Below are 19,351 nucleotides of genomic sequence, written 5' to 3' on the forward strand. Positions count from 1 at the left end.
GGCGACCACCACAAGACCTGCGCCTCTCGCGTACGACGGCACCACATGGCGGTCTCCGCGCCCCGTCAGTGACGGCCACCACGAGGCCGGCGGCCCGCAACCGCCGAGCGCAGAAGGCGGAGCAGACGGGTGCGGTGCGGGGTGTGACGCCGTACGGTCTCCTCGACTGCGGCGCAGTCCGCCCAGGCGGCGTCGGCGGCCGCGGTGTCAGGTCTGCGGCCCGCGTACTCGACCTCGTTGACCAGTGTGGCCAGGTCCGGCAGGCGCCGGCCCACCGCGCCGCCCACGCGCTCCGCACCGAAGGCGGCGACCTCCTGCGCCGTATGCGCGCCCGTGGCGGGAAGACCGATCTCCGTGAGCCGTTCGGTGATCTGCTGCCAGGCGCCGAGGACCCTGCGCCGCGCGTCCGGGGCGTTGCGCCGTCTCCGGCGCGTGTCGTACGGCAGCCACAGCGCGTACAGCACATAGGCGGTGGCGAGCAGGAGCAGGGCGACAGGGGCTGCGAGCCATACGGGCGGACCCGAGCCGGCCGCACCCCCGGCGGCCGGGGCCGCCTCGTCCGGTGTGCGCGGCGGCGTCGACGGCCGCGCCGGTTCGGTGGCCTTCCCGTCCGCCGGCCGGCGTTCCCCGGGCTCCTCCACCGACACGGCGGCGGAACCTCCCGGTGCGGTCTCGCCGGGCGTCGGGTGGAACGGCACCCAGCCGACACCGGCGAACTCCACCTCCGGCCAGGCCAGCACGTCCCGCCCCCGCACCTGCCAGGTGTCGGGGCCGGTCCGCGTGCCCGGGCGGAACCCCACGGCCACCCGGGTGGGAAGGCCCAGGGCGCGCGCCAGTACCGCGAACGAGGCGGCGAACTGCTCGGACGTGCCGCGCCCGCCGTCCGCCAGGAAGAACTCCAGGCTCCGGTAGGTGTGGCCGGGCAGCGCCTCGGGGTCGAGCCGGTAGGTCGCGCGCAGCCAGTCGGCCAGCCGCACGGCCCGCTCGTACGGGTGGGTGCTGCCCCGGGTCACCGCTTCGGCGATCTTCCTGAGGGACCGCACGGAGGGGATCGGCTGCCCGGCCGCGTCGACGCCGGGGAGCTTCACCCGTGCCGGGTCGTCGGCGGCCCTCGCGTACCGCAGCCGCTCGGCGTCGTACACGGGGAGGTGGGAGATCGCGGTGTAGGTGAAGCCGCGTGGGACCGCCTCTCCGGTGGAGAGCGTTCCGCTGTCCCGGTCGACGGACAGGACCGTGCCCTCGGGCGTGCGCACGGACGAGGGCCGGTCGGCGGCGGGGAGCCAGATGCCGGGCAACGACTGCACGGTGAAACGCTGTTCGAGCGTTCTGGTACGGCCCGGTGCGGCGCCCTTCTCCACCGGGACCCGGCCACCGGTACGGGTCATCCCGGCGCCGCTGGACCAGGTCGTCCCGTCGTAGCGGTCGAGGACCGCCAGCCGGTAGTTCCCGGGGTCCGCGCCCGACGTCCGTACGGCGAAGACCCTCTCGTCGCCGTTGCGCATCCAGGCGGCGACCTGGTCCAGCGGGCTGGTGGACTGCGGCCGTACGGTCGGCGGCGTGACCGCCTCGCGCAGGTCGTAGGGGGCGCCGAGACCGGGCAGGTGCGGGCCGAGCAGTCCCGCGAGGAGGCCGGGCGCGACCACGGCCGGCAGCCGGAGAGCCATGGCGTGCAGTGGCAGCCGGGCCCGTGAACGCACCAGCACCAGCAGTGCGGCGGCCCCGGCGAGCGCGCCCGCGGCCGGGTACGCCGATCCCGGGCCGTCCGCCCCGAGGACCAGCGGGAAGCCGAAGGCGAGGACCGCCGGGAGGGCTGGGAGCAGCGGGGCGCGGGTGCGCAGGGCGAGTTCCGCGGAGACGGCGGTGGCCGTCCATACGACGGCGTGCGGCAGCACCAGCAACTCGGGCTCGCCGGGCGCGGGCAGGATGGTGGAGAGCAGCGCGTGCGGGGCGTCGAGCAGCGCGGACCACGCGGCGCGCAGCGCGGGCCCGCCCGGCAGGCCGTCGCTCACCTCGTGGAACAGCGTCGCACTGACGACGACGGCCCATGCGGCGACCGTCAGCAGCACGGAGGGCCACAGCGGCGTGGTCGCCGGCGAGCGGGCCCGGCGGCCGAGCAGACCGGACAGCACCGACGACAGGACGATCGGGGCGACCACGGCCACCGCCAGCACCGCAAGCAGCTCGGACGGCGGGAAGACCCGGACGAACCCGTACCCCGCGGAGCAGGACAGCGCGGCCACGGGCAGCAGCGACCACAGCCGCCGGGCCCGGTCGGGCTCCCCCGCGGTGGTGCTCATCGCACGGCCTCCCGGCGCCAGCCGGCCGGCAGTTCGTCCAGCGACGCGACACGCAACTGCGGTACGTCGGAACCGGGTCCGGACACATCGCGGGTGGCCGCGGCCTCGGCGCCGACGCGCAGCACGGTCACGCGGTCGAAGCGGCGCCGTACCCGCTCGACGGCGCTGAGCCCCGGCGTGTCACCGGTGCCCGTGACGACGACCAGCGCCCCGCCCCCGCGATGGTTCTCCAGGCCGTCGAAGGCGGCGGCCAGGAACGCCAGGTCCGAACGGCGCACGACGGCCAGCCCGTCCAGGAGCGCCTCGCCGTCGCTGCCCGAGCCGTCGGTGTGCAGGAGCGGTCCCGCCTCGCTGACCAGGTGCACGGGGAAGTGGTGGCGGGCGGCGGCGTACGCGATGGAGGCCGCGCAGTCCACGGCCAGTTCGAAGTCGTCCTCCGCGGCGTAGGCGCGCCGCCGGGTGTCGAGCGCGAGCGTGGTGTGCGGGAGCGGGACATCGACCATCTGACGGACCATCAACGTGCCGGTGCGGGCCGTCGACGGCCAGTGGACCCGCCGCAGGTCGTCGCCGAGCACGTACTCGCGCAGCGCGTGGAAGGTCAGCGAGCCGCCGTCGGCGGTGTCGGAGGACGGGCCCTCCACATGGTGCGCCTGCCCGGACGGCAGCACGGGCAGCGGGCACACCCGGGGCCGTACGAGCAGCGTGTCCGGGTCGCCGTACGGGCGCATACGGCGGACGAGTCCGAGGGGGTCGGTGCGCTCCAGCCGCAGCGGCCCCACCGGGACCCGGCCGCGGCGGGCGGTGGGCAGCGCGTACCGCAGCTCGTGGGACGTACCCGGCCGCAGCGGCGGCACGTCGACGGTGATGTCCCGTTCCCCGCACCGGTCGACGGCACGCAGGCCCCGCCGGGTGCGGCCCCCGGTGTTGGTGAGGACGACAACGCCCTCGGCGGGATCGCCCCGGCCCACCCGGCTCGGCGCGATCCGCCGCTCGGCGCCCAGCACGGGTGCGGGCAGCGCCCCCAGGGCGGCGACGGCGACGGCCAGCAGACAGGTCACGCCGAGCGCGGCGGCCTCGCCGTACCCGAACCCGTAGCCGACGGCGGTCAGCGCCGCGCCGCCGGTCAGCGCGCCCCACCCGGTGGCCGACAGCATCAGACGCGTGCCCCGCGGTCCAGCTCCACCGTGGCCAGCACCTCGTCGATCACGTCCGTGCCGGTGCGGCCGCTCAGCTCGGCCTCCGGGGTGAGGATCAGCCGGTGTGCGAGGACGGGCCCGGCCAGCGCCTTGACGTCCTCGGGGAACGCGTACGGCCGGGACTGCGAGGCCGCACGCACCCGGACCGCGCGCAGCAGGGCGACGGAGCCGCGCGGCGAGGCACCGAGGCGTACGCCGGGAAGGGAACGGGTCGCCGCCACCACCCGCACCAGGTAGTCGTACAGCGCGTCGGCCACCTGTACCTCGGCCGCGGCCTTCACCAGCTCCGCGATCTCCCGCGCCGTGGCGACCGGGGTCAGCGACTCGGGGGTGGTGTCGGCGCCCGCCCCTTTGAGGACCGCGACCTCGGAGGCGAGATCCGGGTAGCCGACGGTGATCCGCATCAGGAAGCGGTCGAGTTGGGCTTCCGGCAGTGGGTAAGTGCCGCCCATGTCCACCGAGTTCTGCGTGGCGAGCACCATGAACGGGCGCGGCACCGGGTGCGTGGTGCCGTCGGCGGTGACGCGGCGCTCCTCCATCACCTCCAGCAGCGCGGACTGGGTCTTGGGAGAGGCACGGTTGATCTCGTCGCCGAGCACGATGTTGGCGAAGACCGGGCCGGGGAGGAACTCGAACACGCCGGTGTTCTGCCGGTAGACGGTGACGCCCGTGATGTCGGAGGGCAGCAGGTCCGGGGTGAACTGCACCCGCGCGAAGTCCGCCTCGATGGAGGCGGCCAGACAGCGGGCGAGAGTGGTCTTGCCGGTGCCGGGGACGTCCTCGATGAGGAGGTGCCCTTCGGCGAACAGGCAGGTCAGGGCCAGTTCGATGGTGTCGCGCTTTCCTTTGACGACGCGCTCGACGTTGTCGGCGAGGGTGTGGAAGGTTTCGGCGAAGGTCATTCGCATTCCCAGACGTCGGGGTTGAGGCGGGACTCCACGAAGTGGTCGGTGACGTACCCGGTGATGTCCTTGCCGAGGGCGGGGTCGTAGTAGGTGAGGCGGGCCCAGACGTCAGTCGTCTTCGACTCGTACGTGATCTCCTGGCCCTTCGTGTTGCAGTGGACCGTGACCTCGGGGTTCTGCCCGCTGGGGATGGCCCCTGCCCGGGCGCCCTGCGTGCTGTGGGGCAGCGTACGGATCCCGAGATCGCGCCCGTCGGGCCTGTTGTGCACGATGTTCATCCGCTGAGCGGGCGGGCGCAGGTCGATCCACCCGGACGCCGCCGCACCCGCTCCGGCGGCGTTGCCCGCCATCACCGCCACACTGCTGATCCTGCCGTTCGGCAGGTTCGCGTAACTGTGACTGAGCCCCGTGGCCTCCGCCGTCCCGCCGGGCCCGTTGATCGTGTACGTCACCGAGCCGTCGGCGCCCTGTGGCGGCTGCCAGGTCACCGTGCCGCCGTGCCCGCCCTGGGCGGGAGTGAAGGTGAGCTCCCGTGGTGCCCCCGGTGCGACGCACGGGCGCGCGAACGCCGAGGGCGCGGACTCCTTGCTCGGCTTCCCCACGCCGTACTCCGCGACCACGGTGAAGCTGTACTGCTCCTCGCACGACCCGCCCCTGACCTCGAAGGTGAACGGGCCGTCGGAGCCGATCTCCTCCGGGGTGACGGTCTGGTCCGGCGCCGCCCCCTTGAGGACATAGCGTCGCGGAGTCGCCCCCAACGCCTCGGCGAAGGTGATGCGGATGGCGCCCGACCGCGACTCGGCCTGCGGTGATCCCGGGGCCCCGGGTTCGGGTTCCGGCTGCGTCGGCCTGGGCCCGGACGTCTCTCCGGAAGCACCGTCGGACGGGTCGCCGGAAGCACCGCCGGAGGGGGCACCCGGCCCTGGAGCCGTCCCACCCGGGGATGCCCCCTGCTGCTGAACCCAGGTGGCGGGGGCGCCCGTCGGCACGCTGTCCTCGACCGGCCCGTCCCCGGGCCCGCGCGCGGAGGGCGCATCCGCCCCGTACTTGCCGATGTGCCTGACCTCGCCGTCGGCGTCGATCACCGCGGCTGCGGCACCGTCCTGGTCGTTCACCCACAACAGGCCGTCGCGCACGAAGAGTTCGAGCTCACCCGCCCCGTCGGTGACCGGCACCGGTTCGGCGGGAGCGGAGAGGGAGGTGTCGTACACCAGCAGCCTGCCGGTGGACTCGTCGGGTATGTGGACCCGCTTGCCGAGCGGTTGGGGTGCTCCCAGATCGTGGCCTTCCACCGGCATGCGGGCGTGTGTGGTGCCCCTGCTGCGGACGTCCACGACCACCAGATCCCCGCTGCCGGCGGCCAGCACCGGCACCGCGGAGCCGTCCGTGCCCGCCGGCACCAGGACGTCGGCCGGGTCGGCCCCGGCGATCGCCTCGCCGAGGTCGAACGTGCCCTGCACGCCCCCGACCGTCAGCACCTTCATCGCGGCGGCGGTCCTGTCGGTCACCACGGGGCGGCCGCCGGCCAGGGTCAGCGTCAGGTCGTGGCCCGCTTCGGCGACTTTCACCGCAGTGCTCTTGCGCCCCTCGACGAACGGCACCACGGTTCCCTCGTCCGGCAGCGGCACCCACAGCGTGCCGTCCCCGTCCACCACTGCGGCTCCCGGCCTGCCGCCCAGTTCCACGGGCGGTCCCTCGGGCGTCGTCAGCGCCGGATCGATCCGCTGGACGGTGCCCTGCGCGGGGTCCACGACATACGCATACGCGCCGCCGGAGACGAGTTGCAGTCCCGCCGCGCCGTAGTCGGCCGACTGCTCGGCGGTCAGCTGGGCGGCGTCGATCCGCACCACGCGGCCCGTCCGCTCATCCAGCACCAGAGTGGTGTCGCCGTCCCGCGCGACGGAGACCGGGTGGCCCGCCATCCCGGCCGGCAGAACCACCTTGCCGTCCACAGCACCGGTCAGACCGTGGGCGTGGGCGACCTCGCCCTTCTCGCTGCTCACCAGCCAGGCACCGATGTCGGCGAGCCTGGGCCGGGTGCCGGACGCGCCGGCTCCGACGGCGAGCGAGGTGCCGATGAGCGCGCCGACCGCGCCGACGGCGATGTAGCCGGTGACGCGGTTGCCGGTCGGCCGCAGCCGTGCCCAGGCGGCCGTGGCCAGTGCCGCACAACGTAATCGGAGATCCGGCCGCTTGGCGGCCACCGTCGCGGTCGTCCCGTGCTCCCCCGGCATCACTCGCCCCCCTCGAGACGCACAACTGCTCCCGAAAGTCAGGGTAGTTGAGGCGATTGTCGAGAGGAATGAGGAAAATGGCCGTCAGTGGGAAGGCGGGCGCCGCGGACCCGACCTCCGACAGCCGCCCACCCCGTCTCATAACCTCGTGCGGGAGACGTCGGATTCCAGGTGTCCACTCAGAGGAGGCAACGGTGCTCGGAAGGGGCACGCGGCTACTCGCGAGCGCCGTGGTCGTGGCCTTCATGGTGCTCGTCGGCCCCAGTGCACCGAGCGGTGGGCTCTTCGCCAGGTCCGTGCCCGTCGAGGCCGTCAGGGACGTCGTACCGAACCGGGTCATGACATGGAACATCTGCAACCCCTGCGAGACGAGCAACGTCGACCGGGCAGCGGAGATCGCCACCTATGCGCCGCAGGTCATCGGTCTGCAAGAAGCGTGCGTGCGTGACGTCGAGAGGATCCGGGACTACCTGGAGAACCTGCACGGGCTGGTCTACCACGTCGAGTACGGGACGGTGCTGAGGAGTTGGGGCCGCTGCGGAGGAGTGCCGTGGAGTCCGGGGGCCTTCGGTCAGGCGATCCTCTCGGCGGCGCCGATGACGGACCGCGTCACCGCGGAGTACCCAGACGGAGGATCCGAGGACCGTGGGTACATGGCGGTCACCACCCTCGTGGGCGGCCAGTCCGTCCGGGTCTTCAACACGCACCTCGCCCACCGACGTCAAGAAGCGGTCCGGGCGCACCAGATCGGCGTGCTCGCCGCGCAGGTCGCCCGGCACGACCGCGCGATGGTCCTCGGCGACTTCAACGCCGTGCCGGACTCCCCCGAACTTAGCGGGATGTGGACACTGGCCGCGGACACGGACCCCCAGTGCCGTCCCTCGTCCACCGGCACCTGCGAGGTGACCACCGACTGGCAGAGCAAGTTCGACTATGTCTTCCTGCGCGGCATGGCCCCCCTCGAGCACCGTGTGCATCCGAGCCCGTACTCCGACCACCACCTGCTCCGCACCGACCTGGACCTGACCTGACCTGAGAGGGCAGCCCGGCCGGCTCGGGACCGGTCCCGTGGGGCCGCCCCCATGCTGGGCGCCGTTGGCGGGTGGACAGCGGTCGGAGGAACCCATGGCTCGGTCGGACGTGCCGACGTGGCTCACGGACGCCCTGGACCGGGAGCTGTACCGGCACAACGCGTTCAGGATCAGCGGGCTGACGGTCACGGCGACGCCGCGCGAGGTGCGGCGCCGGATCTCCGAGGCCCGCGCGGCCGAGGCGCTGGGGGCCGAGCGGACCGGGGGCCCGGCGGCGGGCGAGTCGCGGTGGTTGCCGCCGGACCCGGTGCCCGACCACATCGCCGTACGGGAGGCACTGCGGCGGCTGGAGGATCCGGTACGGCGGGTGGTGGACGAGTTCTTCTGGTTCTGGCCGCTGCCGGAGAGCGACGGGACGGACTTGGCGCAGGCTCGGGAGGCGTGGGCGCGGCTGGCCGGTTCCCGTGACGCGGACGCCGGCGCCCCGGGCGCCCGCAGCATCGCCGTACACAATCTCGCCGTCCTCCACCACGCCGAGGCGCTGGAGGCGAAGGCGTTCTACGGAGCCGGCACGCGCCGGACGCTGTGGGAGCGGGCCTACCGGTACTGGCGGCTGGTGCTGGACGACGACGGCTGCTGGCATTGGCTGGACGAGCGCATCCGCGTACTCGACGACCCCCGGCTGCGCGTGGTGGACGGCACCGTCCTGCGGGAGGCCCTGCCCGCGGTGCTGCTGGACCTGCACGCGCAGCTCGCGGTGGACGCGGCCCGGCGCAAGGACGGCGAGGACGTCGCCCTGCAGCACGTGTCGCTGATGTGGGGCTTCACGGTGAACGACGGCCTGGCGGACACCAGGGTCGTGAACGACGCCACGGTGGACGCCGCCCTCCGCCGCGTCACCGCGCCCCTCGCCGCCGCCGTCCGGCAGCGGACGGAGGCCATACCCGGCGCCGGCGCGGATCCGGCGACGCTGGACCGGGCCGCCGACTCCCTGCTGGCGGACACGCGCGCCGACGTCCGGGTGCTGCGGACCGTACTGGGCATGGAGCATCCCGTGCCGGCCGACGCGGCCGACGAGGTGGCGACCGCGGTCAACGCCTGCGCGGTGGCCTGCGCGAACGCGTTGTCCAAGGACCCTTCCACGGCCCGCGACCCCCGCGTCAGCAGGGCCGCCGCGCACCTGCGGTCGGCGCGCGTGCTCGCCACGAGCGGGCAGGTGCGCAACCTGGTCGAGCAGAACCTCGCCGTGCTGCTGAGCAACGACATCCTCCTGGACTGCAAGGAGGCCGTGGAGCGCGGTGAGCGGTCACCGCGGGGCGGGGCGGAGCGGGCGTCCCGGCTGCTGGACACCGTCGAGCCACGCCTGCGCGAGCTGCGGGAGCTGCGCCCGCACGCCCCCGAGACCGACCAGGTCCGCGACGCGGTCGCCATGGCGGCCTGCCGGCTGTACACCGAGTACGTCAACACCACCCGCGACATCGACAAGGCCCTCGCGGGCTACCGCAGGGTGCTGCCGCACGCGGTGGCCGAGGAGGCCCGGTCGGTGATCCGGCAGAACATCGACACGCTCACCCGGGCGGCGGCGGCCCGATCCCCGTACGACACGGCACCGACGGTCGCCGGCACCCCGGGCCAGTGCTTCCGCTGCGGCCGGTCCGTGGGTCCGTCCGAGGTGGTGACCGTCGCACCGGACCGCCTCTCGGGCCCGGGCAGCATCGGGATCCCCTGCTGCGCCTCTTGCCGGCCCGACGCCCGGGCGCTGCTGACCCGGGCCGGGTTCTCACCGGACCCGTACCCGCCGGCAACGACCGGGTACGGGTCGCGCGCCGCGTACCGCCGGCCCGTCACACACCGCGGGCCGTCCGCACGGTCGGGCGGGGACGAGGGATGGCTCGGCAGGCGCCCCGGGATCGTTCTCGCGCTGACAACGGTGGCCTTGTTCGTCGCCTCTGTGATCGCGGGCGGCCGCGAGACCACCGCCGGGACATGGCTCGCCATCGGCTCCGTCGTGATGGGCGGGTTCGTCATGGTGTCCGGCCTCATCGACCTATGGCACAGGGAGAAGTGATCCGATGTCGTCCACCCCACCCGGCGCCGGGACCCCTACCCCCGCTCCCACCAACGCGCCCCCGCCCCTCACCGCCCCCGTCGCCCTGGAGGCCGGCGCCGTCGTCGAGCTCGCCACGGCCGTGTGGCGGCTGTGCAACAAGGTCGAGGCGGCCGACGGCACCACCGCCGGAGTGCGCCGCCACCTGGAGGCCGTCGTCGACGCCCTGGTGGAGAGCGGCGTGCAGACCCGCTCGTACGAGGGCACCGTCTTCGACCCCGGGCTGCGGATGCGGGTCCTGGCCTACCAGCCCATGCCCGGCCTGGAACGCGACGAGGTCGTGGAGACCGTCCGGCCTGCCGTGTACCTGCGCGGCACGCCCCTCGCGCTCGGCGAGGTCATCGTGGGCACGCAGCAGGAGGAGTCCGACGCGACCGGGGGAGCCGCACAGTGAGCAGGAGCACCATCGACATCGGGATCGACCTCGGCACCACCAACAGCGCCGTCGCCGTACTGCGCGGCGTCCACACCGAGGTGATCAAGAACAACGACGGCGACGAGACCACCCCGTCGGCGCTCTGGATCGACCGCCGCGACCGGCTCTTCGTCGGCCGGCCGGCCCGGGACCGGTACGAGCGCGACCCGGACAACACCTGCGCCGAGTTCAAACTGCGCATGGGCACGGCCGGCCAGGACAAGCACTTCCCCGCAGCCGGCCGCACCATGACACCCGAGCAGATGTCCGCCGAGGTGCTCTCCGCGCTGCGGGCCGACGTCGCGGCCCGGCTGGAGGAGGAGATCCGCGCGGCGGTGATCACCGTACCGGCCGCGTTCGACCTGAACGCCTGCGACGCCACCCGGCGCGCGGCGGGCCTCGCGGGACTGGAGTTCACCCGGCTGCTGCAGGAGCCCACGGCGGCCGCCCACGCGTACGGCTTCCAGGCCACCGACGAGAACGCGATGTGGCTGGTCTACGACTTCGGCGGCGGCACGTTCGACGCGGCCGTGATCCGGCTGCGGGACGGGGAGTTCTCCGTCGTCGGCCACTGCGGCGACAACTTCCTCGGCGGAAAGCTCGTCGACTGGCGGATCGTGGAGGAGCTGCTGATCCCGGCCGCCGTCCGCCAGGTGCCGCAGCTGGCCGGCCTCGCCCGCGGCAACCCGCGGTGGCGGGCGGCCGTGGCCGCGCTGAAGCACGCCGCCGAGACCGCGAAGATCCGGCTGTCCCGCTCGCACACCGCCGATGTCGACGTCGAACTCGTCGACGACAGCGGCAGCCGGTACGAGTTCTTCCACGAGCTGCGCCGCTCCGACGTGGAACGGCTCGCCGAGCCCTTCGTCACCCGGTCCGTCAACCTGTGCCGCCAGGCGCTCGGCGAACTCGGCGCGCAGCCCGGCGACATCGAAAAGGTGATCATGGTCGGCGGCCAGACCGCCATGCCCTTCCTGCGTGAGTGCCTGGCCGACCCGCGCCACGGCCTCGGCATCCCGCTGGACTTCGGGCACGACCCGATGACCGTCGTGGCCCGCGGCGCCGCGATCTTCGCCGGTGCCCAGCCGCTGCCCGACGACTGGACCGCGCCCGCCCCGGAGCCGGGTGCCTTCACGCTGCGCTGCGAGTACCCGCGGGTCAGCCCCGACCTGGACCCGGTCGTGGTCGGCCGGGTGACCGCCGCCGACGGTACGGCCGCCTCGGGAATGTCCGTGGAACTGCTCAACGAGGCCTCGGATCCGCCCTGGCGCAGCGGCCGCATCGCCCTGTCCGCGCGCGGCGAGTTCACCGCCTCCCTGCGCGCGGAACCAGGCCGGCGCAACACGTTCACCGTCGTCCTGACGGACGCCACCGGGACCCGGCAGCGCCTCACCCCCGACCTGCTCACCTACACCGTCGGCGCCGTGGAGACCGAGCCCATGCTCACCCACGCCCTCGGCGTCGGCCTCAGCGACAACCAGGTGCGCCCGCTCGTCGAACGCGGCGCACGGCTGCCGGTACGGCGCACCGCACCGCTGCGCACCACCGTCACCGTCGAGCGGGGTGCGAGCGGCGGGCTGATCCGCATCCCCGTCCTGGAGGGCGAACGCGCCCGCGCCGACCGCAACCGCACCATCGGCCGCATCGAGGTCGGCGCCGACCGGGTGAGCCGGACCGTGCCGGCCGGCAGCGAGGTACGGCTCACCGTGGAGATCGACGCCTCCCGGCTGGTGAAGGTCAGCGCCTTCGTGCCGCTGCTGGACGAGGCGTTCGAGACCACCGTCGACCTGGTGGGCGAACCCGCCGTCGACCACGCCGAACTGCTCCTGGACGTGGACGCGGAGCGGGCCAGGCTCGCCGAACTGCGCACCCGCTGCGGCAGCTTGGGCAGCCCGGTCGCCGACCTGCTCCTGCAGCGCGTGGCCGACGAGGACCTGCTCGGCGAGCTGGACCGGGCGGTGGAGGCGGCCCGGCACGCCCCCGACGAGGCGGCCCGCGCCGCCAAGTGCCTGCTCGACCTGCGGCTCGCCCTGGACGCCGTGGAGGACGAACTGACCTGGCCCGAACTGGTCCGCCAGGCCGAGTCGTTGCTGACCGAGGTCCGCGACCTGGTCGCCGCGCACGGCAGCCCCTCCGACCGGGAGGACCTGCCGATCCTCGAGCGCGACATCGCCGACGCCGTGGAGTCCCGCGACGCCGACCTGCTGCGCCGCCGCACCGAGCGACTGCGCGAGCACGCCTCGCGCGTCCTGGACCGCGCCGGGGTGCTGCAGCCGCTGATCTTCGACAACCTCGCCCGCTACCGCGACCGGATGCGCCACCCGGCCAGGGCCGACCGCCTGATCCGCGACGGCGAACGCGCCCGGGACGCGGGCGAGCAGGAACGACTGCGCTCCATCAACATCGAGCTGCAGTCCCTGCTGCCCGAGCCCCCGCCGCCGCCGGACCTGGCGAGCACGGTGCGGGTCGGCTGAGCGAGCCGGCTGAGCGGTCCGGCGTACGCGTGCCCGCCGGGCGCTCAGCCGGGGATGTCAGGGGTGTACTCGTCCCGCCCCCACTCGGAGGAACCGAGCGGGTAGTTGTACGTCGGCCGGCCCACGTTCCCGCTCGTGCGGAACGGTTTGCCCTTGTCGTCGATGCGTACGGTGCCTTTCCGGCCCCCGCTGGACCACTCCAGCTCCAGATACCAGCTCACGTTGTGCGCCCGCGCGTCCGCGAAGACGTAGAAGACCTCGGGATCGGACTCGCTCACCTGGTACGGGAAGTCGCGCTGACCGGCCCTGGGGGAGAGCGCGGGCTGTCCGGCATCGAGGTCCACCCCGAATGACGTCGTCTCCACGTTGCCACCGCACCCGACCCCCATCTGGAAGTCGTTCCAGGCGAGCGGTGCGCTCTTCTCCACCACCTGCACATGCAGGTCCTCCAGGACGACGGTGGCCTTCCCGGTGCCCTGCACGGTCAGTGCGAGCATCTGCTGCCCGGCGGCGACCCCGCCGAGCGCGGTGACCCACCCGCGCGCGGTCGGCTCATTCGGCGGCGGCGGCACCTGCTCGGGCTGCCGGTCGACCAGGTAGTGCTGGCTGCACGGGTCTTCCCACTTGTACGGATTGACCGCGACGTAGGGCGCGGTGGCCCCGTCCGTGGAACCGCCGCCCTCGGCCGCGCCGCTCCGGGAGGCGGAGACGGAGGCCGTGGGACTCCCGCTGCCCGAGGGGGTGGAGGACGGCGACGCCGACTCCCCCTTCGCGTCGGCCGACTTGGAGGCGCCGGGACTCTCCTCGACGGACCGGGAGGCGCCCGCCCCCACGGACAGCTTCCCGCCCTCGTCGCCATCGCCACCGTCATCGCCGGGCAGGAGATTCACCACGAGCGCCGCCGACACGAGGACGGCGGCCACGGCCGCCCCGGCGAGCACGACGGTACGCCGCCGCGCCCAGGGAACCCCCGCCAGGGGCCGCCGCTCACCCTTGGAACCGGCCACGGCCTCGGCCTCGGCCGCCTCGCTCCCCGACGTCTCGGCCGCGGCGTCCGCCGCCCCGGCCTCCGCCGCCGTCCGCGCCCGCGGTTCCTCCTCCGCAGGGCCCCCGCCACCCGCTTTCTGCCTGCGCCGGGCATCCGCGAGCACCCACCGCCGGTGCAGTTCCACCAGTTCATCGGGCGTCGCCTTGCACACCCGCGCGAACCGCTCCACGGGCGCGTAGTCCGTCGGTACGGCGTCCCCGTTGACGTACCGGTGAAGCGTGGACGCACTCGTGTGCAGCCGCTTCCCGAGCACCCCGTAACTGAGCCCGGACCGCTCCTTCAACTGGCCCAGCAGCTCCGAGAACTCGTCCCCCGCCACCGTTCCTCCCTCTCCCCACGTCCCGGACCCACGTTCCAGGGGGCGGTCGTTCCCCCAGGTCAGAGGCGTCGCAAGCGTTCCAGCGTCCCGGATGCCCCGGCAGTCGTGGCGGGCGGGACGGATCCCCTCACAAGCTTGGGCCATCCAAGCACGCCGCTCCCGGCACGCCGCTTCCGGCACCCGGTCGAGCGGTCATGCAACACCCGTACCGCACAAGGGGGATCACATGTCCACACGCACCCACCGCACCCGCATGCTCGTGGCCGCGGCGCTCACGGCGGCCACGCTGACGCTGACGGCCTGCAACAGTGGAGAGGGCGTCAAGGACGAGGGGGCATCGGCAGGATCGGCGGCCACGGCCTCCACCACGCCCTCGCCCAAGGCGAACGCGGGCACCTCGACCGGGACGAGCCAGACCGGCTCGGCGGGCCTGACCTCCGACGGCTCGACGGGCGGCGCGGCCGGTTCGAGCGGCACAACGGGCGCGTCGGGCTCTACGGGTTCCACAGGCGCGTCGGACTCTACGGGCTCCTCGGGTTCCACCGGCTCCAACGACTCGGAGCCCACCGTGACCCCCTGCACCCCCGCCTCCACCCGCACGACCGCCACGGAGGTCTCCCGCCCCCTGAACCACCTCCTCCTCACCGTCACCAACACCGGCTCAAAGAACTGCAACCTCACCGGCTACCCGGCGGTCCGGTTCGGCGAGGCCCAGTCCGTCCCGCCGGCCATCGAGGACTCCAAGCCGCAGGCGGTCGTCACGCTGGCCCCCGGTGAGTCGGGTTACGCGAGCGTCCTTCTCTCGGCCGCCGACGGCAGCGGCTCGGGCGGCTACACGGCCAAGTCCCTCGCGGTCTACTTCGACACGGCCGCGAGCGACGCCGCCCGGCCGTCACTGCCCGCGAAGGGCGTGTACGTCGACGACTCGATCCGCGTCTCGTACTGGCAGTCGACCATGGCCGACGCCCTGACCTGGTGAGCGTCACGTCTCCCTGGGTGCTGGACGCATGAGGTCGAGGTCCTCGCCCCATGCGTCCAGCACCTCGCCGTGTCCCGCCGCTCGGGCAGCGGCCTCGACCAGGGTGAACAACTGCTGCTGCAGCGCTACGTCGCCGGTTGCCGAGATGCGGTCCACGGCATGGAGCAGTGTGTCGGTCTCCCAGCCCGGTAGCGGATGCCGGGCAAGCTCCCACTCCAGGTACCTGTTGTAGGGGCGGGGGCGACGGTCGAGAGCGAAGAGCAGCTCGAGCAGGAACCGGATGCTGTCGGCGGCGTCGAGGCGAGCGGCGAGCGCATGGCCGTCCCGGTGGTTCTTGACGGAGCGGTAGAGGGAGTTGGCATAGGCGTCGAGCAGGCCACTGGCGTCCCGGAACGCCTCGCCGGCGTTCAGCCGGGCCTTGTCGGCGAGGATCCGGGCGATGCCTCCGTCGAGCCGGTCGAGCACGACCTGGGCACGGGCGAGGGCGTAGCGCTCGAAACCGGGCATCCCGGCCGCACGGAACTCGGTGAGCGAGACGATGACTAGGTCGAGCCGGGCGGTGCGGTGGCCCGCGAAACGGGTGAGATCGGTTCTGGCGTCATCGGCGACGATCACATACAGGTCGTGGTCGGAGTGCCGGGTGACCATGCCGTCGTGGGCTCGGGAACCCTTGAGGACGAGGCCGACGACGGCTGAATCAGCGGCGGCGAGCTCGACGAACGCGTCGTAGGTGAGCGGCTGCTGAGCAGTCATGGTGTGGATCTCCTCAGCGCCGCCCGCCTCGTTCGCCCGGAGGGGGACGACGTGCGTGTCTTGAAGGTGTTCGGCGCGTTTCAGACAGTATGAGTTCGGCTTTGATTCTTGAAGACCTCGTCGCTGAGGCGTCCCGCAAGGGGTGTTCGTGCTGAGGACGTTCATCGCGCAGTATGCCGAGAAGCAGCGGCTCAAGAGGGAGCTGGCGAACCGCCGTTGGGAGCAGGAAGAGCGCTGGCGTGAGGAGGACCGGGCAGTCGCCCGCGCGGCGCGCGCGGCGAACGAGGTCTCGGCCGTTCGGCACGGCGAGGTGATGCGGCGGCTGGCGGGCATCTCCTACGTCACGCTGCACTGCCACGAGGACACGTGGACGTTCATGGCGCGAGCCGCTTTCGGGGCGTGGGAACCGGCCTGGTCCCAGAGCACGTACGACGCCGGGAACCGGGTCGGCCCCGACGGCAGGCGTCTGAGCATGCTCAGTGTCGATCCGAATCTGCCTCGGGGACGCATCACCAAGGGCGCCGACGGGATGCAGGACGTGGTCGTCTCGGGCCACAACCTGGTCCGGATCCTCGATGTGCTCCGCAACGTCGCCAGGGCGGAGGATGCCGCCCGCGGTGCGCGAGGCAGGGCTCTGTACGAGAGGATCTCGGCGGTGGCCGACATGACGGACCCGGCCGAGCCGGCGGGGAAGACCACCGGGTTCATCGTGCGCATCGACGACAGCCTGGGCGAGCGGTACATCCGCAGGCCCTCACCGTCCCTGTCCACGCCCGCTATGACAGGGCCCGGGAGGCCCGCCGCCCGGGGCCGGCGCCGGGAGACGCCCGTCCTGGTGCCGTTCACGGGTCGGCACGAGGCGAAGTCCCCGTCCCCTGAAGACGCCACGCGAGGATCCTGACAGACCCCCGCTGCCGGGCCGGCCTCAGGAGCCGGATCTGTGTATCGCGGAGCCACCATGGGCTTCGCGATACGGCACGGAGGTGCCCGGACCCCTTCAGCGCAGCGCGCTCTTCTCCTGCCACTCGCTCCAGGAGAGGTTCCACGCCCCGAAGCCGTTCCCCGGCGCGACCTCGCCCTTGGTGTCCTTGCCGGTGATCTCGAACGGGTCGCCCGGCCGCACCTGCCGGTAGAACCAGGACGCGTCCGCGTCGCTCATTCCTATGCATCCGGAACTCTGGTTGGAGTTGCCGAAGTAGCGGGCGTTCCACGGGGCGGCGTGCGCGTACATGCCCGACCACGTCAGTCGCATCGAGAAGTCGACCATCTTGTTGTAGGCGTCGGCGAGACCCACCGTCTCGGAGTTCATGTTGATCGTGCCCTCCTTGGCCATGAGCACGGCGGTTCCACGCCAGGAGCGCTTGTCACCGCCGGGCGTGCCGCCGGAGACCGGTATGCGCCGGACCGTCTCGCCGTCGCGTACGAGCGTGAGCCGGTGGCGGTCGAGGTCGACCTCGACGATCTGCCGGGCGCCGATCGTGAAGGTGGTCGAGTAGTCGCGTACGAACCAGCCGCCGGCCGGGCCCGAGTCGGTGCCGTTCAACTCGGCGTTCAGCGTGACCTTGGTTCCGGGCTTCCAGTACGCCTTGGGCCGCCAGTCCACCCGGTCCCGGCCCGACCAGTCGCGTATCCAGCCCCAGGAGCCCTCGGTGCCGTTCGAGGTGGTGATCTTGAGCTGCTTCTCCACCTCGGCCCGGTTCTTGACCGGGTTGTCGAAGACCAGGGAGATCGGCTGGGCGACGCCGACGGTGGTACCGGTGCCGGGACGCCAGTCGACCTTGTTGACCCTCTCCGCCGGAGCCGTGGTGAAGGCCGCCTTGGTGGTCTTGGCGGTCCCGCCCTCGGTCCGGGTCGCCGCCGTCACCTTGTACGCGGCGCCGGGCACGGCCTTGCGGTCGGACACCCAAGTCCGGCCGTCGGCGGCGACCTTGCCGGCGAGCCGGTGGCCCTCGGCGTCGGTGACGGTCACCGAGGTGAGTGTGCCGCCCGAGGCCGTGACCCGCACGGGCTCGCCCGCCGGGACCCGTTCTCCCTTGGGCGTGACGGTCACCGTGACCGGGCGGTCGGCGGCGGCACCTGAACTTCCTTTGCTGTCCGGGGCGTTCGGGGAGCCGCCCGACGAACAGGCGGCGAGCGGTGCCAGCAGGGCGGCCACAACGGCGGCCCGGGCATGGGCGAGTACACGGATGCGTGACAACAGGGCCTCCGCAAGGGGCGACAAGATGGTGGATGTTGTGACTGTAGAGCCGGAAAACCCGAGGTCAGCCGCTGCGGAGCAACATGACGGCGGCTGGTGCGGAACGGTCATGGTCCGGTCACATTTGCCGGACGGAGCGGTCATGGACCGCTGTGAGCCTCCTGTATGTCCCCGCGACAGGCCCGGGGAGAAGGAGAGGCTCAGACTGTGTCAGCGCTGCTCGTGCCGCCCAGCCGCGTGTGCCGACCACGGAACCGGGGCTTCGCCCTGCGCACCATCACCGCGGAGACATACCGCGCCTTCCTCGCGACCCCCGACGGCGCCGCGCTCGGCGCCGGTTTCCTGCAGTGCCCGTCCTGGGCCGACGTCAAGGAGGGCTGGCGCGCCCAACTGCTCGGCTGGGGGCCGGACCCGGAGGCAGGCGCGCTGACGGGCGTGGCCCTGGTGCTGCTACGGCAACTCCCGGGCACCCGCAAGTACTTCGCCTACCTCCCCGAAGGTCCCGTCGCCGACTGGACCGACCCCGACATCGACGGCTGGCTCGGCCCGCTGCTGGACCACCTGCGCCACTCGGGCGCGTTCGCCGTGCGCATCGGCCCCTCGCCCGCCTACCGCCGCTGGGACGCCGCCCTGCTCAAGCCGCTCACCGGCCCGGGCCGACGCCTCGGCGACGTCCTCGCCAGTGAGGTCGACCCGCTCGGCACCGCCGTCGCCGAGCGGCTGCGGGCCCGTGGCTGGCGCCGCTGCGGAGATGACAAGGACGGCGATGCCCAACCGCGCCACGTCTTCCATGTGCCGCTCGCCGGACGCACCACCGAGGACCTGTGGTCCGGGCTCAACCAGGAGTGGCGACGCAATGTCCGCCGAGCCCAGAAGGAGGGCGTGGAGGTGGTGGTGGGCAGCGCGGCCGAACTCCCGGAGTTCTACCGGCTGCTCGGCATCACCGAGCGGCGCGACGGCTTCCGGCTCGGCCGCTCGCTCGCCTACTACGAGCGTCAGTACGCGGCGCTCAACGCCGAGGAACCGGGCCGGATGAAGCTGTACGTCGCCCGGCACCGAGGAGAGATCCTGGCCGCCCACACGATGATCACGGTGGGCCGCCGGGCCTGGTACCAGACCGGCGCCTCGGCCGACCACCGTCGCGAGGTCCGGCCCTCCAACGCCCTGCAGTGGCGGATGCTGCAGGACGCCCACGCCCTCGGCGCCGACGTCTACGACATGCGCGGGGTACCCTCCACTCTCGATCCTGGGGAACGTGCGTACGGACTGCTGCGGTGGAAGCTCGGCACCGGAGGGCAGGTCGTCGAGACGTTGGGGGAATGGGAGAGACCCTTGGGCGGCAGCGCCAACCACACGCTTTACCGCGCCTTCCAGGCGTACCTGAACCGCCGATGAAGCA

General features: G+C 73.0%; 14 protein-coding genes. 7 read left to right on the top strand and 7 right to left on the bottom strand.

The genetic code is table 11. From position 1 onward, the window contains the following. Positions 1-65: 65 nt before the first annotated feature. The 4 genes from IF78_RS0109215 to IF78_RS0109230 are packed head-to-tail and all read right to left on the bottom strand — an operon-like array spanning position 66 to position 6,632. Positions 66-2,297 (bottom strand): transglutaminase TgpA family protein, encoded by a 2,232-nt coding sequence (locus IF78_RS0109215; RefSeq protein ID WP_051827615.1) that lies wholly within the window; start codon positions 2,295-2,297, stop codon positions 66-68. Further along, on the bottom strand, positions 2,294-3,451 hold the full coding sequence (locus tag IF78_RS0109220; protein WP_031498117.1) for a DUF58 domain-containing protein: 1,158 nt from the start codon (positions 3,449-3,451) through the stop codon (positions 2,294-2,296). The genes IF78_RS0109215 and IF78_RS0109220 overlap by 4 nt, the downstream gene beginning before the upstream one ends. Further along, positions 3,451-4,395, bottom strand: a complete 945-nt coding sequence (locus IF78_RS0109225; protein WP_234439839.1) for an AAA family ATPase — start codon at positions 4,393-4,395, stop codon at positions 3,451-3,453. Before IF78_RS0109225 ends, IF78_RS0109220 begins: the two co-directional genes overlap by 1 nt. Next, complete coding sequence (locus tag IF78_RS0109230) at positions 4,392-6,632, bottom strand: YncE family protein (protein ID WP_031483011.1); 2,241 nt, start codon at positions 6,630-6,632, stop codon at positions 4,392-4,394. The genes IF78_RS0109225 and IF78_RS0109230 overlap by 4 nt, the downstream gene beginning before the upstream one ends. Positions 6,633-6,877: 245 nt before the next feature. Here IF78_RS0109230 and IF78_RS0109235 point away from each other — a divergent pair, with 245 nt between their 5' ends. The 4 genes from IF78_RS0109235 to IF78_RS0109250 all read left to right on the top strand — a co-directional run bounded on the left by IF78_RS0109235 (position 6,878) and on the right by IF78_RS0109250 (position 12,656). Then, positions 6,878-7,663 (top strand): endonuclease/exonuclease/phosphatase family protein, encoded by a 786-nt coding sequence (locus tag IF78_RS0109235; RefSeq protein WP_051827651.1) that lies wholly within the window; start codon positions 6,878-6,880, stop codon positions 7,661-7,663. A 94-nt stretch (positions 7,664-7,757) separates the two neighbouring features. After that, entirely contained in the window at positions 7,758-9,731 is a 1,974-nt protein-coding gene (locus IF78_RS0109240; RefSeq protein WP_031483007.1) for a hypothetical protein, read from the top strand. 4 nt (positions 9,732-9,735) lie between these two features. Then, entirely contained in the window at positions 9,736-10,164 is a 429-nt protein-coding gene (locus IF78_RS0109245; protein WP_031483005.1) for a hypothetical protein, read from the top strand. Next, positions 10,161-12,656, top strand: coding sequence for an Hsp70 family protein (locus IF78_RS0109250; protein ID WP_031483004.1), 2,496 nt, complete (start codon positions 10,161-10,163; stop codon positions 12,654-12,656). The genes IF78_RS0109245 and IF78_RS0109250 overlap by 4 nt, the downstream gene beginning before the upstream one ends. Before the next feature lie 44 nt (positions 12,657-12,700). Here the strand turns inward: IF78_RS0109250 and IF78_RS0109255 are convergent, their stop codons facing one another. After that, on the bottom strand, positions 12,701-14,023 hold the full coding sequence (locus tag IF78_RS0109255) for a helix-turn-helix domain-containing protein (RefSeq protein WP_037640056.1): 1,323 nt from the start codon (positions 14,021-14,023) through the stop codon (positions 12,701-12,703). A gap of 226 nt (positions 14,024-14,249) precedes the next feature. Here IF78_RS0109255 and IF78_RS0109260 point away from each other — a divergent pair, with 226 nt between their 5' ends. Beyond that, on the top strand, positions 14,250-15,002 hold the full coding sequence (locus IF78_RS0109260; RefSeq protein ID WP_031483000.1) for a DUF4232 domain-containing protein: 753 nt from the start codon (positions 14,250-14,252) through the stop codon (positions 15,000-15,002). A gap of 3 nt (positions 15,003-15,005) precedes the next feature. On the opposite strand, the gene IF78_RS0109265 is transcribed toward IF78_RS0109260, so the two are convergent. Then, entirely contained in the window at positions 15,006-15,755 is a 750-nt protein-coding gene (locus IF78_RS0109265) for a hypothetical protein (protein ID WP_031482998.1), read from the bottom strand. 148 nt (positions 15,756-15,903) lie between these two features. Between IF78_RS0109265 and IF78_RS0109270 the strand changes: the two genes are divergently transcribed. Then, entirely contained in the window at positions 15,904-16,656 is a 753-nt protein-coding gene (locus tag IF78_RS0109270; RefSeq protein ID WP_158751316.1) for a hypothetical protein, read from the top strand. A 96-nt stretch (positions 16,657-16,752) separates the two neighbouring features. Here IF78_RS0109270 and IF78_RS0109275 read toward each other — a convergent pair whose 3' ends face one another. Next, a complete protein-coding gene (locus tag IF78_RS0109275) occupies positions 16,753-17,952 on the bottom strand; it encodes a L,D-transpeptidase (protein WP_031482994.1) in 1,200 nt (399 codons plus the stop codon). Positions 17,953-18,159: 207 nt separating this feature from the next. Here IF78_RS0109275 and IF78_RS0109280 point away from each other — a divergent pair, with 207 nt between their 5' ends. Then, positions 18,160-19,347, top strand: a complete 1,188-nt coding sequence (locus IF78_RS0109280) for a lipid II:glycine glycyltransferase FemX (protein ID WP_031482992.1) — start codon at positions 18,160-18,162, stop codon at positions 19,345-19,347. The last annotated feature ends 4 nt before the right edge of the window (positions 19,348-19,351 follow it).

Source organism: Streptomyces bicolor (genome assembly GCF_000719285.1).
GTDB classification, from domain to species: domain Bacteria; phylum Actinomycetota; class Actinomycetes; order Streptomycetales; family Streptomycetaceae; genus Streptomyces; species Streptomyces bicolor.

What these genes read in the sequence shown, in the direction of transcription:
- IF78_RS0109215 (WP_051827615.1), bottom strand. Translation starts at nt 2,297, where the DNA reads ATGAGCACCACCGCGGGGGAGCCCGACCGGGCCCGGCGGCTGTGGTCG.
- IF78_RS0109220 (WP_031498117.1), bottom strand. Translation starts at nt 3,451, where the DNA reads ATGCTGTCGGCCACCGGGTGGGGCGCGCTGACCGGCGGCGCGGCGCTG.
- IF78_RS0109225 (WP_234439839.1), bottom strand. Translation starts at nt 4,395, where the DNA reads ATGACCTTCGCCGAAACCTTCCACACCCTCGCCGACAACGTCGAGCGC.
- IF78_RS0109230 (WP_031483011.1), bottom strand. Translation starts at nt 6,632, where the DNA reads ATGCCGGGGGAGCACGGGACGACCGCGACGGTGGCCGCCAAGCGGCCG.
- IF78_RS0109235 (WP_051827651.1), top strand. Translation starts at nt 6,878, where the DNA reads ATGGTGCTCGTCGGCCCCAGTGCACCGAGCGGTGGGCTCTTCGCCAGG.
- IF78_RS0109240 (WP_031483007.1), top strand. Translation starts at nt 7,758, where the DNA reads ATGGCTCGGTCGGACGTGCCGACGTGGCTCACGGACGCCCTGGACCGG.
- IF78_RS0109245 (WP_031483005.1), top strand. Translation starts at nt 9,736, where the DNA reads ATGTCGTCCACCCCACCCGGCGCCGGGACCCCTACCCCCGCTCCCACC.
- IF78_RS0109260 (WP_031483000.1), top strand. Translation starts at nt 14,250, where the DNA reads ATGTCCACACGCACCCACCGCACCCGCATGCTCGTGGCCGCGGCGCTC.
- IF78_RS0109265 (WP_031482998.1), bottom strand. Translation starts at nt 15,755, where the DNA reads ATGACTGCTCAGCAGCCGCTCACCTACGACGCGTTCGTCGAGCTCGCC.